The sequence below is a fragment of the Pseudomonas sp. SST3 genome (assembly GCF_003325755.1).
This window is the reverse complement of sequence record NZ_QORI02000013.1, coordinates 18,142-32,965: the sequence shown is the minus strand read 5'-3', so window position 1 is coordinate 32,965 and position 14,824 is coordinate 18,142. Positions and strand designations below refer to the sequence as shown.

9 protein-coding genes and 1 pseudogene are annotated in these 14,824 nt (G+C 55.4%); 8 read left to right on the top strand and 2 right to left on the bottom strand.

Translation table 11 applies throughout. From position 1 onward, the window contains the following. The first annotated feature begins 247 nt into the window (after positions 1 to 247). The 8 genes and pseudogenes from DQ405_RS14720 (at position 248) to DQ405_RS14685 (ending at position 11,105) form a co-directional block, all read left to right on the top strand. Positions 248 to 673, top strand: coding sequence for a hypothetical protein (locus tag DQ405_RS14720; protein WP_168424910.1), 426 nt, complete (start codon positions 248 to 250; stop codon positions 671 to 673). 54 nt (positions 674 to 727) lie between these two features. Beyond that, on the top strand, positions 728 to 2,461 hold the full coding sequence (locus DQ405_RS14715) for a hypothetical protein (protein WP_168424909.1): 1,734 nt from the start codon (positions 728 to 730) through the stop codon (positions 2,459 to 2,461). A gap of 19 nt (positions 2,462 to 2,480) precedes the next feature. Then, positions 2,481 to 4,310, top strand: coding sequence for a heparinase II/III domain-containing protein (locus DQ405_RS14710; protein WP_168424908.1), 1,830 nt, complete (start codon positions 2,481 to 2,483; stop codon positions 4,308 to 4,310). A 154-nt stretch (positions 4,311 to 4,464) separates the two neighbouring features. After that, the gene (locus tag DQ405_RS14705) at positions 4,465 to 5,703 is read left to right on the top strand and encodes a glycosyltransferase family 4 protein (RefSeq protein WP_174824684.1); all 1,239 of its coding nucleotides are present in this window, start codon (positions 4,465 to 4,467) and stop codon (positions 5,701 to 5,703) included. 13 nt (positions 5,704 to 5,716) lie between these two features. Beyond that, positions 5,717 to 6,907, top strand: coding sequence for a glycosyltransferase family 4 protein (locus DQ405_RS14700; protein WP_168424906.1), 1,191 nt, complete (start codon positions 5,717 to 5,719; stop codon positions 6,905 to 6,907). Then, a pseudogene (locus tag DQ405_RS14695) lies at positions 6,907 to 7,885 on the top strand (UDP-glucose 4-epimerase family protein). The gene DQ405_RS14700 and the pseudogene DQ405_RS14695 overlap by 1 nt, the downstream one beginning before the upstream one ends. Before the next feature lie 97 nt (positions 7,886 to 7,982). After that, complete coding sequence (locus DQ405_RS14690; protein WP_446730883.1) at positions 7,983 to 9,014, top strand: MraY family glycosyltransferase; 1,032 nt, start codon at positions 7,983 to 7,985, stop codon at positions 9,012 to 9,014. A 165-nt stretch (positions 9,015 to 9,179) separates the two neighbouring features. Further along, a complete protein-coding gene (locus DQ405_RS14685) occupies positions 9,180 to 11,105 on the top strand; it encodes a polysaccharide biosynthesis protein (protein ID WP_446730882.1) in 1,926 nt (641 codons plus the stop codon). 320 nt (positions 11,106 to 11,425) lie between these two features. On the opposite strand, the gene DQ405_RS14680 is transcribed toward DQ405_RS14685, so the two are convergent. Together DQ405_RS14680 and DQ405_RS14675 are read right to left on the bottom strand one after the other, a co-directional pair. After that, the gene (locus DQ405_RS14680; protein ID WP_342030423.1) at positions 11,426 to 12,127 is read right to left on the bottom strand and encodes a hypothetical protein; all 702 of its coding nucleotides are present in this window, start codon (positions 12,125 to 12,127) and stop codon (positions 11,426 to 11,428) included. Beyond that, complete coding sequence (locus DQ405_RS14675; RefSeq protein ID WP_241730009.1) at positions 12,127 to 14,790, bottom strand: autotransporter family protein; 2,664 nt, start codon at positions 14,788 to 14,790, stop codon at positions 12,127 to 12,129. The genes DQ405_RS14680 and DQ405_RS14675 overlap by 1 nt, the downstream gene beginning before the upstream one ends. Positions 14,791 to 14,824 lie beyond the last annotated feature (34 nt).

Genomic DNA, 14,824 nt, shown 5'->3' with positions numbered 1-14,824 from the left:
AAAACATGCACTCAATCGCATTTTCGATGGGGCTTGAAGGGAAACGATCTTTCAGGTGATCCCACTGGGCGAACGACGGCTTTTTTGAGCTGCTCTCTAAGCGGTAGTGCAGGGTTTTGTTTTTTTAATTTATGTTATACGGAACTTGTTGCTGGAAATTGTTCGCAGGTTTAAATAGTTAAAACTCTCCGTGCTGTATGCGGTTATATTGGCGCAGAGTAATTCTAATTGCGGAAGGAAAAGGCTGTTGAAAAAAATATTAGTACTATGTGCGTTGTTTGTGGTTGCTGGCTGTGACGCGGATAATCACGCTGTCGTGCCATCGGTAGGGGTGAACTACCTATCAAAGAATGCTATTTATCTTCCTGATGGGGCGGGTATTCAATTCAGTGGAAGGCTGCGGAGTTATGAGTTTGTAGAGAACGACAAGGGGGCGTTTGATCGTTATGTCTTTGAATTTCCCGAGGATACGATGGCGGTTGAAGGCAGTGTTTTTGCAACGCTTGCCAAAAGTAGTTATCAGCGCAAGGTGAGACACGAGGATGAAAAAACGTACATTGTTAGCTATTTCAAAAAGGGCTTTGAGGTTGTATATATGACCTACGAGCGAGTCCCGCTCAGCAGAGGTGTGGAACCGTTCACTCGACTCAAGATAGTCTGGAAAAAAGCTTGAAAATCCTGATTGTATCTGGGCTCTCTCGAAGGGCCATTTTTTGAGTGCTGGTAAATGAAAGTCCTGTCTGTGCTGCGCTGGTTTGCATCCGTTGGGTTCAAGGTATTTCGTGTGGTGCCTTGGGCGACTAGCCTGGGCGTATTGTCCACGCTGGTGTCACAGCTTGCATCGCTTCTGGCGGCGCTACTGCCATTGAAAGTGATTATTTTGCTCGGTTCTGAGCATGTCCCGTCATACTTTCCGTCGCAGCTGCACGACTACAACAAGATGGCTCTGATTATAGGGCTTGGAGGGACGGCGCTCGCATTCTTCTTTATTCATTTGGTTGCAGAAAGGCTTATTGCACGATTGGCGGCATTTGGTGCCCGCAGGCTGATCGCGCACAGCCGCAAGCTCGCGTTGTTCGAGAATCAAGAGCAACTACTGACTAGGGGCTATCAGCGATTCGCTGCTGCGCTGGCGGGCGGGGTATTTATCGGCGTCGCAGCCTTGGCGCTAGTGTTGGTTTATCCATTGCAGGCGATGGTAGTCGTTAGCTATATCGCAATCGTTTGGGTAGTGCTGTACTTCGTCCAGAGACTAAGCCATGTTTGGCGAGTGCGGGAGGTCGGCGAGCTTACCAAACTGATTGGAGTGCTCGCAGATCTTGGTTTTTTTGTAACTTTCGTAGTTATTGTTTTAGATGTGCTTTTAGGTACTGCAGTTTCGGTTTTTTGGGCTATTGTAACGCTGCTCTTGGTGCGGCAACTATTTCGCCGCCTGGCTTCGCTGGTGGGGGACGTTGCGACTTTGTATTCGCAGCGACTCCAGTTGAACGCTCTGTTGTTTAATGGGCATCTGTATGCAGGTAAAGCGATTACAGAGGATTCCAAAGGACTTTGGACCCTTGTCGATCCGGATACCTTTGGCAGCTGGCTGGCACCCCTTATCGAGCGCGTTGCCGGGCCGGCGGCCGGCGCTCCGCAAGTGCGGTGGATGCAGTCCGGTACACCTGATGTACTTATGGGCATAGTTCGTACGCAATCGGAGCCGCAGCAGAGCTATCTGGTGAAATTGTTCGGCAAGAATCATGGAGCGTTGTCGCGTCACGAGGCCAGTTTGTTTGCCGCGATGGGCAATGCGCCAGCACCACTGCCATGTCTGTGCTTGGTGGAGCAACTCGAAAGCTTCAACTGCCACGTGTTCAGTTGGCCGATGGTCAATACAGTCAAACCGCAGACGGTTGGCCGTGACGCAATGACGGTCACGGCTGGCTTGTTTAGCATTCGCCCCGCGCCTTCTCTCGTTGCGCTATTCACGCGCTCCCGACCAATGTTGTGGCAGCGCCTCGATGATGATCTGCTGAGGCGGCTGCACTTGTTTGTGCGTGATATAGAAGTTTCTATGCTTGAGCATTTCGCCGCCAGTATTGCTTCTATAAAAATAACGCTGGAAGCGATGCCATTGGCCATCGTAACTCCGGAACTTTCTCCAGATGCTTTATGGCATGACAACGAGGGTTCGGTTTGGGCATCGCATTGGGGACGGTGGACGCTTGAGCCTGTAGGGTCCAATTGGCCGGTCAATGAAAAGTTTCTGCCACTGTTGCCTGCGGCTTTTGAGCAAGCACAGAAGTTACGTACCGAGCTGCAGGCTATCACGATCATGCATGTGGAATTGGCGGCGCTTATGTTTGCCTTTGACAAGGCTTGCCAACGGCAGGCGTATCGGTCCGCTATCGATCTTATCGAGCCGATACTGCGTGCTTACGACGGTATGGACAGCCGACCCGTTGCTGAAGGGAGATGATCTTACTGTGCGTAGGTCCGTGTTGGCTGTTTATGGTTTGCTTGCTGTTGTAATGGTAGCGGCGGGTGGAATTTATTTGAGTGAGACCGGGGCTGCCGCAACCCCATGTAAGTGGGTCAATCATGAGCGTTTGGCTCGGCCCTGTGCGGTTGCCGAAGTGTGGAATGGGCTTAGACAAGAAGCCGAGCATGCGCCAGACATTACCTCACGAAATGCCAATATCTCGGTCACGCGTAACGCAGAGGCGGAGGCCCGTCAGCTTTGGGAAAAAGGCTTTGTGCCGTTGGGTCGTAATGTCGATCCTTGGTCGTTTGAAGTCCCGGTAGATTGGAACGCCGATCCGTTCAAAGATCGCAACTGGCGCTATCAGTTGCATGCCTGGCGGATGCTCGACCCTCTTCTGGGGGCTTGGGAGCAGACTGCGGACCAAGGATTTCTAACTGACGCCTTGCGCATTATTCTCGATTGGCACGAATACCATGCAGTTCGCGGGCAAAAAAGCGAGTACGAGTGGTACGACATGGCGGTTGGCCTCAGGGCGATGAAGCTGGCTTATCTGTTTCAACGTGCATTCGAAGGTGATGTGCAACTCGATGATGCGGGGAAGGCGAAGCTCATTCACTTGGCGTGGTTACACGCTCAGAGCCTGATGGACAAGCGCTTACTTTCCAAGGGCAATCACGGGTTGTTTCAGCTGCATGGGTTACTGGCGCTGTGCAAAGTCGTACCGTCTATCGAGACCTGTACTGGTGCACAGAATTTCGTAAAGACAGAAATGCAGGACTTGCTGCTGCGGCAATTCAGTTCCGAGGGGGTGCATCTCGAAAACTCGCCGGAGTATCACCTCTTCGTTTACAACACCGTTAAGCGTTTTATGGATAGCGGTTGGTACGACCAGTTCGACTTTATCCGCGACCTCATGGAGCGAGTCGCTCAGAACCGTATCTGGATGGTGCATCCTGATAAAACAATCGTGACGGTTGGCGATTCGGAGCCAAAGCCAGTAACTATTGATTGGCCCAAGTCGTCCGATAGCTGCCAAGGCGCGAAAGCTTCTTGCTATTTACTCCAAAACTTCCGCGATTCCGGGTATGCAATTGTCCGCAGCGTTTGGGCGGTGCCGGTGCAGAAGGCCTCGATGCTGTTCGTTATGGGGATGTTCTTCCAGACGGGCCACAAGTTGCCGGACGATCTCAGCTTCGAATGGTTCGACGAAGGCGAGCGGATATTGACCAATGCTGGCAAGTATTCCTACAGCAATGGCCCGTTTCGCGACTATGTCACTTCTACCGCTGCCCATAACACCGTCGAAATCGATGGCACGACACGCAAGCTTACTGAAGCAACGCGTTACGGCTCGGCCATCAAGGACGCCAAGGTAATGGGAGAGACGTTTCTGATCCGAGGAACAGTGCCGCGCGAGGAGGGTATAGATCACGAGCGCTTGGTGTTGTTTAGGCCTCAACGCTGGCTCGCGATCGTGGATGTATTGCAGGGGGATGCACCGCATCAGTACACACAGTGGTTTCATTTTGCACAGCAATGGCGGCTCGAAAATGCAGAAGATGATGTCAGTTTGGTGAGCTCGTCGGGGCGTACGGTTCTGGTTCGTCATCTTTCAGGCGCGCAACTAGTTACCTCCCGAGGCCAGAAACAGCCGAAACCCCAGGGCTGGGTAACTGAAAGCTACGGAAATATGGTCGACCGTCAGGCGCTCGGTTACACCGCTGGCGGGCGCTCGGTTCGCCTTGTCACGCTTTTCGGCTTTGACGCATCGGCCGTCGATGAGGCAAGCGTGGCAGTTTCCCGATATGCGCCGGATCCTTTACATGCCATGAGTAAGCACTAGAGCCCGTCACAAAATATGAACGCTCGTTTCGGCAACTGTTAGCTCGCTTTCTATTAATATGCGAACCTTTTTGACGTTTCACAGTCTCTGATTGGTTCATTTTTCGAAGGCCGTCATCGGCTATTCATTGGGAGGTAATGTGGCTCAAGTGGCCATGGTCGTCTGGAACGAGTTCCGCAATGATGCGCGAGTTCTGAAGGAAGCAGAAACCCTATGTTCGGCGGGCCATCAAGTCACCGTTCATGCTTTACACACGCCTGGAGTTACGCAAGAGCACGAAGTGCTTCAAAGTGGCGTGCGTGTCGTACGGGTTGCACGCAGTCCGCTATGGAAATGGCGCAAAAGAAAAAAAGCGCCCGCGGGCTCGGGAGAGCGCTTCGTAGCTAAGGCGTCGCCGTCTGGGGCAAGCGGCCCCATCGGACGTTTGAGTCCCGTTAGGCAGGTGCTTCGCATATTTGCAAGGTTGTGGACGCATGCAGGTCTTCTCTGGCACCTGACACGCTGCCGCGCCGATGTCGTCCATGCCCATGATGTCAACACACTCCCAACCGCCTGGCTGGCTGCGGTGTTTTCTGGCGCAAGCCTGGTATATGACGCCCATGAAATCAGCACCAGCCGTGAAGGCTACGCCAGTTTCCGTAAGCTGGTTGCAGTGGTGGAGAAGGTGCTCATGCCACGCGCAAATGGCACTATCACTACGACCGTGGCGCGTGCCAAGTTTTTTGCAAGGGCTTATGGTGTCGAGCGTCCTGTAGTGCTCCAGAATCGGCCGCGACAGCAGCAGGTCTTGGCGTCCAACCGTATTCGCGACGAGCTGGGCCTAGTTCGGCCTTGGCCGATCATTGTTTATCAGGGCGGTGTGCAGCAGGGCAGAGGTTTGGAGCGTTTGGCTCGCGTGGCCCTCGACGTACCCGACGCTTACTTTGTCTTTATTGGAGGCGGCCGGCTTGAGGCCAGCCTGCGTAGCATCGTCGCGGAGCTACGCCTTGAGGAGCGAGTGCGCTTCATTCCTACAGTCGCGCTAGCCGAGTTGCCGAGCTATACCGCATCGGCGGACATCGGCGTGCAACCTATCGAAAACACCTGTCTGAATCATTACACGACTGATTCGAACAAGCTTTTTGAGTATGTGCAGGCTGGGTTGCCGGTGGTCGCTTCGGATCTGCCCGAGATCCGTCGGGTAGTCCGTGAGCATGACCTTGGTCTACTCGTTCCGCCCGGCGATAGTGCCGCGTTGGGCTCGGCATTGCGCGAGCTGGTTGCCGATAGGAGTAAGCGTCAGTATTACGCTGCTCAGTCACGCAAGGCTTCGGTAGCGCTTAGCTGGGAGAGCCAGGAGCACGAGCTGGTTGCATTGTACGAGAGTGTATTGTCTGATCCCGTCCCGGCCTGACAAGCGCTCTGTAATGCCCAAACGCATTCTGCTGGTTACCTTTTTTTATCCTCCGGATTTGTCGGCTGGATCTTTTCGCGCGCGCGCGCTGGTCGGGGCATTGCGCGCGCATGCTGGGGATACGGTGCAGGTCGACGTGCTCACCACACAGCCAAACCGGTATCACGAACATGCCAGCGAAACGCAGGTTTTCGAGAGTGGCGACGGTGTACGGGTTCGGCGTATTCGGCTGCCCGCACATCGCAGCGGTTTTCGGGATCAGGCGGTAGCATTCGTGTCGTTTGCCTGGCAGGCGACACGCTATGCACGCGATGAACGATATGACCTCGTTGTTGCTACCTCCTCGCGGCTGATGACTGCCGTCCTTGGCGCCTGGATCGCTTATCGGCAGGGTGCTCGGCTGTATTTAGATATCCGCGATATCTTCGTTGAAAATCTCGGTGAGCTTTTCTCGCCCCCTGTTTCCAGTATTTTGAGGACGGGGTTTGGTGCTCTTGAGCGCTGGGCCGTTCGACGTGCGGATAAAGTAAATTTGGTAACGGTGGGCTTTCTTGGATATTTCCAACCTAAATATCCGAAGCGACAGTTCTCGCAATTTACAAACGGGGTGGACGACGATTTCCTTGAATTTCCATTGCATGGCTGCCGCGACCAGAGCAAGGAGCGCCCGCTACAGGTTCTCTATGCGGGCAACGTTGGCGATGGTCAGGGTTTGCATCGGATCGTTCCCGAGCTAGCGCGGCGATTAGGTGACGAGGTGCAGTTTCGGGTGGTAGGCGCCGGCAGTCGACTGGAAGTTTTGCGAGAGGCTATAACGGCAAGTGGGCTGAACAACGTTGAGTTGGTAGAGCCGGTGGCGCGAGAGCAGTTGCTGGACCTTTACCGTCAGGCAGATGTGCTATTTCTACATTTGAATGATTTTAGGGCGTTCCGCCGCGTGCTGCCATCGAAGGTGTTCGAGTACGCTGCTACTGGCAAGCCAGTATGGGCCGGTGTGGGGGGTTACGCTGCTGAGTTCATTCGTAGTGAGATTGCCAACGCTGCAGTCTTCGCACCCTGCGATAGTGCCGGGGCGATAGCAGCGTTGCGGCGGCTGAAGCTGGGGCAAACGCCTCGCCCTGAGTTTATCGCACGCTTTGCTCGCAGCCGGATTATGCGTGTGATGGCTGCGGATGTGCTTGAGCTTGTCGAGAGTACCGATTGATGCAGATTCTGGTGGCCGGGGCAAGTGGGTTTGTTGGCAGCGCGTTGGTGCGACGGCTGGCGACAGGGGGTAGCCACTCGGTTATTGGTGCAGTGAGAACGTTAGCGCATGGCGGGGCGCCTTTAGGGGCTAAGTATGACGCGGTGCGGCGGTGGGTTGAGTTGGGCGATCTGGCTGGCGCTGAGCTAGTTCCCAATTTGTTTGCTGACGTCGACGTGGTTGTTCACTGTGCGGCTCGGGTTCACGTCATGCATGAAGTGGATACCGACCCTCTGGCGGCATTCCGTGCTGTCAATGTTAACGGCACGCTAAAGTTAGCCCAGGCAGCTGCTCTTGCGGGTGTCAAACGCTTTGTTTTTTCTCAGCTCGGTGAAGGTACATGGCGAGGGCACCACTGGGGCTCAGCCTCTAACCGCTGATGCCGCGCTTTGCCCGGTTGATGCTTATGCCACATCCAAGCTGGAGGCTGAGAAAGCGCTGCTGGAGCTTGCAGCGGAGACCGGGTTGGAAGTGGTCATAGTGCGACCGCCATTGGTTTATGGACCCGGCGTCAAAGCTAATTTCCGTAGCATGATGGTATGGCTAGACCGAGGAGTTCCGCTTCCGCTCGGCGCTATACGTAACTGTCGTAGCCTGGTGGCGCTGGATAATCTTGTCGATTTGTTAACGGTTTGCCTGGATCATCCACGCGCGTCCGGACAGGCATTTCTAGTCAGCGACGGCGAAGATCTTTCTACTACCGAGCTGCTACGTCGTCTGGGCGTGGCACTTGGAAAGCCGGCGCGGTTAGTCCCAGTTCCTGCTGTGCTTTTGTCGAGTGCAGGCGCTTTGCTTGGCAAGCGCGCCGTGACTGAGCGTTTATGCGGGTCGTTGCAGTTGGATATTGTGAAAACCAGGTCGCTGTTAGGGTGGAGCCCCCCGGTAAGTGTCGACAGGGCCCTCGCGATGACGGCTGCTGATTTTCTAAAACGCCTTTAACGTCGGGGAGTATTCTGCAAGAACAGTCGGTGCCTGCACGAGGCAGATAGCTTGGGGCTCGTTGAAATCGGCAAAGCCGCCGTATTAGGAGTTGATGATGGGGGCGATGTTTTGGTTATTGCCGTTGGTTTTTGTCGCGTCGTGTTTGATGACCTGGGTGCTGCGACGCTACGCGTTGCATCGAAACCTGGTTGACGTGCCCAACCTTCGTAGCTCCCATACGGTGCCGACTCCACGTGGCGGAGGGGCCGCGATCGTGGTCAGTTTACTCCTAGTACTGCCTGTCACCACCTGGTTGGGGTTGGTCCCACTCGACATGGCGTGGTCCATAGGCGGAGCGGGTCTGTGCGTCGCGGTGATTGGCTTCCTGGATGACCATGGTCATATTCCAGCCCGTTGGCGCTTGTGCGGACACTTTTTGGCCGCATGCTGGGTTCTTTTTTGGATCGACGGGCTCCCTTCGTTGGATTTGTTCGGTGTAACGCTCCAGCTTGGCTGGGTTGGGCATGTGCTCGCTGCGGTCTGGCTGGTCTGGCATCTCAATCTTTATAACTTCATGGATGGAATCGATGGGTTGGCGAGTATCGAAGCGCTTTCTGTTTGTCTTGGTGCTGCGCTGATTTATGTCATGTTGGGATTTTCGTCCCACTCGCTTGTTCCTGTCTTGCTGGCGGCAGCGGTCGGGGGGTTTCTCGTCTGGAATTTCCCTCCGGCGAGCATCTTTATGGGGGACGCGGGGAGCGGATTTTTAGGCGTAGTCATAGGGGCGCTAACGATACAAGCGGCTTGGCTATCGCCAAAGTTATTGTGGTGCTGGTGTATTTTGCTAGGAGTTTTCATTGTTGATGCAACCTGGACGCTACTCCGCCGTCTATTGCGCGGCGTAAAGGTTTACGAGGCTCACCGCAGTCATGCCTATCAAATTGCCTCGCGCCGTTTGGGCGCACATCTACCGGTGACGTCCACTGTGTTGGCTATCAACCTGCTCTGGCTATTGCCTGTGGCTGTGGCGGTTGCGTTTGAATGGATTGACGGGTTTGGCGGGCTGGTTTTCGCCTATGCTCCGCTGGTTTGGGTTGTTGTAAGGCTGAACGCGGGTGGCCCAGAAGAAACTGGGGTTAGCGTCTGATCACTCCGAAGCCGGGGCCAATTGGATGCGGAAGGTGCACGTTGCGCTGGATCACGAAACGTAAACAAAGGTACTGCTGTGTTGAGATTGGCTGAGAGTTGGCGTCGACGCGTTGTTCGGCTCCCTCGACAAATAAAACGTCTGATCCAAGTATCGGCTGATGTCATGCTGGTCTGGATAGCACTGTGGCTAGCCTTTGTGGTTCGCTTGGGCGATGCCAAGACGGTCGAGCCATTTGGTGCACATGCCTGGCTATTTGCGGTCGCTCCGATTATTGCAGTGCCGCTGTTCATTCGTATCGGTATGTACCGAGCTGTTATGCGTTATTTTGGTAATGACGCTCTTATCGCAATTGCCAAAGCAGTAACGCTATCAGCGCTGATGCTGTCGCTTGTGGTGTATTGGTATCAGGATGCTCCGAAGGTTATCCCACGATCGTTGGTCATCAACTATTGGTGGTTGAGCTTGCTGATGATCGGCGGGTTGCGTTTGGTCATGCGGCAATATTTTATGGGGCATTGGTTTGCTGCCGGCCAGCTATGGAATTTCAAGCGACCCGATGCGGGCCTGACCCGTGTTGCCATTTATGGGGCAGGAGCAGCAGGTAATCAGTTGGTAGCCGCGCTGCGTATGGGCCGCGCTATGAGGCCGGTTGCGTTCATCGACGATGATCCCAATATCGCAAATCGGACGATCTCTGGGTTACGGGTCTACAAACCCAAGCATATTCAGCAGCTGATAAACGAGACTGCAGCACAACAGATTTTGCTGGCGATTCCGTCGGCTTCACGTGCACGACGTCGTGAGGTACTGGAGGAGCTGGAGCATTTTCCACTGCATGTCCGAACGGTGCCTGGCTTCATGGATTTGGCCAGTGGTCGAGTGAAGGTTGAGGATTTGCAAGAGGTGGATATTGCGGACCTCCTCGGGCGTGATCCTGTCCCTCCGCGGCAGGAGTTACTTGACCGTTGCTTGCGAGACCAAGTGGTAATGGTGACAGGTGCCGGTGGTTCCATAGGGAGCGAGTTGTGTCGGCAGATCCTTGGAAGCAAGCCACGTACCCTACTGTTGTTTGAGCACTGTGAACTCAATCTTTACCTCGTCCATGGCGAGCTTGAAAGCAGGGTAGAGCGGGAGTCGTTACCGGTGCGACTGGTACCGATACTCGGGTCGATTCGAAACCCGGACCGCCTGCTGGAAATCATGCGTACCTGGAAGGTTAACTCTGTTTATCACGCTGCTGCCTACAAGCATGTGCCAATCGTTGAGCACAATATTGCAGAGGGTTTGCTCAATAATGTGCTCGGAACGCTGCATACAGCACAAGCGGCTATCCAGGCGGGTGTGGCTAACTTCGTACTGATCTCCACTGACAAGGCCGTGCGTCCCACTAATGTAATGGGCAGCACGAAGCGCGTTTCGGAAATGACGTTGCAAGCGCTGAGTCGAGAGACTGCGCCAGTGCTATTTGGCTCCGAACAGGATGTCCATCACGTCAACAAGACCCGGTTCACCATGGTCCGTTTCGGCAATGTGCTGGGCTCGTCGGGGTCGGTGATTCCACGTTTCTACGAGCAAATCCGCAACGGTGGCCCGGTGACGGTGACCCACCCGAAGATAACGCGCTATTTCATGACTATTCCCGAGGCCGCTCAGCTGGTCATTCAGGCGGGGTCGATGGGGCAGGGCGGCGATGTGTTCGTGTTGGACATGGGCCAGCCTGTGCGGATTGCCGAGCTGGCCGAGAAACTGATCCATCTGTCCGGCCTGAGCGTGCGCTCGGAGAAAAGCCCGCACGGGGATATCGCCATCGAATTCACCGGGTTGCGGCCGGGTGAGAAGCTGTATGAAGAGCTGCTGATCGGCGACAACGTGAGCCCTACCGAGCACCCGATGATCATGCGCGCCGATGAAGAGTATTTCACCTGGGATGTGCTGCGTGGCGTATTGGCCAAACTGCTGAAGGCGGTGGAGCAGGATGATTACCCACAGGTTCGGGTATTGCTGCGCGAGGTGGTGAGCGGTTATGTGCCCGAAGGTGAAATCGTTGATTTGATTTATCAGCAGCGGAAAGTGGGGCCGACGGAGTAGTGGTTTCGGTTGGCGGGCTGCCGCCCGCATTCGCCGCGAGGGCGCGCCTCCCACAAGATCAGAGGAGCGGTGGGCGTAGGCTTTTGTTTTTGTTGTGGGAGGGCCGCCCTCGCGCGAAGCTTTGGTTGTGCTGGTCCTTTTGCCAGCCCTCCGCCGGGGCTAATCGACTTGGCGTCTTTCGCAGCGTAACGGGCGGTTCCTGAACACACGCCAGGCTTGAGTCCAGCCGTCTGCATGAGAAGCGTCAGCGATAATTTCGCTTTCGATACAAGCAGGCGCTTCCAAATTCTCGGTATAGCTTTGCACCAATGAGGGCGGGACTATTTTGTCCTTGCCACCGGCCAGGTGTCTCTGTGGGATGCGCGCCAATGCTGCGCTGTGATGATCCGGATTAAGGGAGCCCGACAGGGGGCTGAGTTGATGGAGTTGCACCCATCGCTGAGGGCTGAGATTGCGGCGAAGGTCTGGATTTGAGCAACATCGTCGCGTCGGGCCGCAAGCAGCAAGGCAAGGGCGGCGCCTCCCGAGTAGCCAATCAGCTCGAAGTCGTGATTGCCGTAGCGGACCTTAATTTGGTCGAGTGCGTGCTCAAGGCTGGTAACGACCTCATCGGAAAAGCGGCGGTTGGTCCATAGGTCCGGACGGCAGCCGGCTGCCATTACAAACTGGCATGGCCGCGCAAGGTAAAAACTCGGGGTTGGGTCATCGAAAGCAAGACCTGCAACCAGCAGGTTACGCGGCGTAGGATCCAGGCTCGGTTGTGAGCGCGTCGCCCAAGCGTGACCATCGCCTTCGATGTACAAGCGGATGCGGGATGTGGCGATTGGCTTGAGCGGGATGCTCAATGCCAGGGGAAAGGGCCGGGTGGAAATGATTTCCAACTGATGGTTATGGTGAGCCGCCAGGCTACGCAGGGCCTCCTGCGAAGACTGGCAGCCACCGAGCATAGCGCCGATAAGCAGCACCATGCCCTGTTTCCAACCGGCGGCTCGCGAATGCGCGCCGAGGTTTTTCGTTTTCATCAGAAGTCGTAACGTACCTTCGCCGTGAAGGTATCGGCGTTGAAGTCTGACTTACCGACATAGTCGTAGCCCAGTCCGATGGTGAACTGGCCCAGTCGGTAATCGGCTCCGATACCCGCCTCGTAGCTGTTGCGGGCAGGTTTGGCGCCGCTGGTCACGAATGGGGTTCCGCCGAGAACGAAGGCCGACGTGCTGCTGGCTTGATCGGCTGCGAAGTCATGATAGGCCATCAGCTTAGCTTGAGGCTCCAACGTTCCACGACCCAGCGGATATTGCGCAGCGACACGCAGGCCCGCGCCAAGCTCGATCACTTCGTAGCGTTGATCTTCGATCGCCAATGCCAGAGTGGCGTTTTTCTCGCGGTAGCTATCGATATCGATCCGGCTGTAGCGGGCAGCCAGGCGCGGTTCCAGGACGAGATTGTCGTTGATGGAATAGCTGTAGCCGCTCGTGACGTTGAGTCCGAGTACCGAGCTGTCGTAGTCGGACTTAGCGTTTTCACCCAGGACGTAGCGCGTGCCTTCGTTGCTATTGATGCCATAAGTCAGGCTTGCGTCTACGAAGTAGCGTCCCAGCTCGTAACCGCTGTAGAGCGTAAAGGCATGACCGTCTACTTCAGTTTCGTTGCCGTTTTCGCTATTTACGTCGGTGTTGAGGAAGCTGTACGCCACACCAAGGGTCAGTTGATCGTTCAGCTTGCCATCCGCGCCGATGGCGATGCCGCGACTGTAGGCGTTGTAACCGGCTACGCCATCACGCAGATCCTGGTTGGCATCGCTGTACAGGGCCTGAACCCAAACACCTGTTTCCTGGAGAGCATCGCCGGAAGACATACCGCGAATGCTGCTCGTCCGGTTGCCGGTGACGTTGCTAACCAGTGTCTGGCCGGACGTTGCGGCTTGGGTCGCACCGCCGTTGGCTTCTGGTGTGGTTTGTTCGACCAGGCGCGCTGCTTCAGTGGCGTTACCGTCAAACGCAGCTTGGAGACGCTTAGGGAGCTTACTGGCGATCTGGCTGAACGCGACGCTCGCCGCCTGGGCATTTTGGGAGCCGCCACCGGTTGCGATCGTTTCCTTGAATTCTTCTGGCGTCTTGGAGATGACATCAATCACGCCGGTTTGCCCGCCGTCGGAAGGAGGCGTAGTCGGTGTTTCTCCGCCATCGGTCGGCGGGTTCTGCGTATCGTCACCGCCGTCGACAGGAGGGGTACTAGGCCCACCATCAACCGGGCTCAAGCCGCCAGCGATGCCAGTCGATGTGATCTTCAGGTCGCTTACCTTGAGCAGCTGGTTGCTGCTGACGACCTGCAGCCCCTTATCGATGATTTCCTGTGCCGATACCAATTTGTAAGACGAGCCGTTTGCGGAGAAGTCCGCATCATTGGCCTGGAGAATAACCTTGGCACCCTGCCCAAACTCGGCAGACTTGGCGACAGTAAGTACTGGTTTCGCTGTGTCGGTGGCATTGCTCAGATTCAGTCCCAAGGACGAGTTCTGAGCAACTACCAGATCGCCATCGATGGTCGTATGGGTGCCTAGCAGTTCCAGGTGACCAAAGGTGGCTTCCTTGCTTGCGCTGGTGTTCACACCTACGCGTACCGTTTCATCGTTGCCGATTTCGATGAGCGCGCCATCGAACTCTACAGAGTTGGTGATTTGCACATAGCCGTCCAGGCCGAGAATATCGCCTTGGATCTTGCCGCCGCTCCATTCAAGATCAACCTTTCCGCCCTCAGCATTGATAGCGGCGTCTTGTCCGCTGATCAGCCCGCCCTGCTGATGGATCTTCAAGTAGTACTCTTGCTCTTGCTCGCGGGCATTCGATACTTCGAAGTCACCAATCACAATCGCGGTGGAATCGGCCTCGATGGTGCCGGTGTTCACGATGCTGTCGATAACGCCGCCATCGATCTGGATACCGTCGGCATCGACACCATTGGCGATGATAGAGCCATGGTTCTCGATAGCGGAAACAGAGGCGCGCTTGCTCCAGTTGTTCTCTGGCTGCTCGTTAGTGGTGACATCGATGGCGTCTGCGCCCATCCCAGCCACTTGAATCAAGCCGTTGTTGATCAAGCGTCCATCGATTTCGCTGCCCATGAGCAGAACGGCCGTTGCATTCTCGCCGGTAGCAACGATTTTTCCGGTAGCGGCATTGACGACGTCTTGATGAATTTCCGACTGACCCGAGATCTCGAGCGCTCGCACGCTTTCACCGTCGAGCGGAGCACCGGAAGCGCTCAAGGTGCCTGCGTTGACCAGGCTACCGTGGACAATTGCTGGATCCACGATCATGCCAGTCACACCGCCACCGGTTACGGTGATTTCGCCCTGGTTGACAAAATCTCCGAATATCTCAGTGGCTTGCATCACGTCTTGGCTATCAAGCTCACTCAGATCGACACCATCGGCGAAGTCGCCGTTGGCCTTGATCTCTGCGTCGATTATTAGGTCGTTTTCAAACGTTACGCCATTAAATTCTATAGCGTCTTCTTCACTATTTACGCTAGTGAAAGAACCATTGACCGTCACGGGTTCGATGAAGGTGACGTCTTGTCTTAGCAGACCGCTGTCGTCTAGCACCAATGTTTGTGCATAAATAGGAAACGCAGCACCGGCGACTGCAATCGCCAGCAAAGTTTTACGGAAAGCAGCAGGGTTCAAGATTAATTCCTTTTCGAAGTTCGTTCTGCTTCCA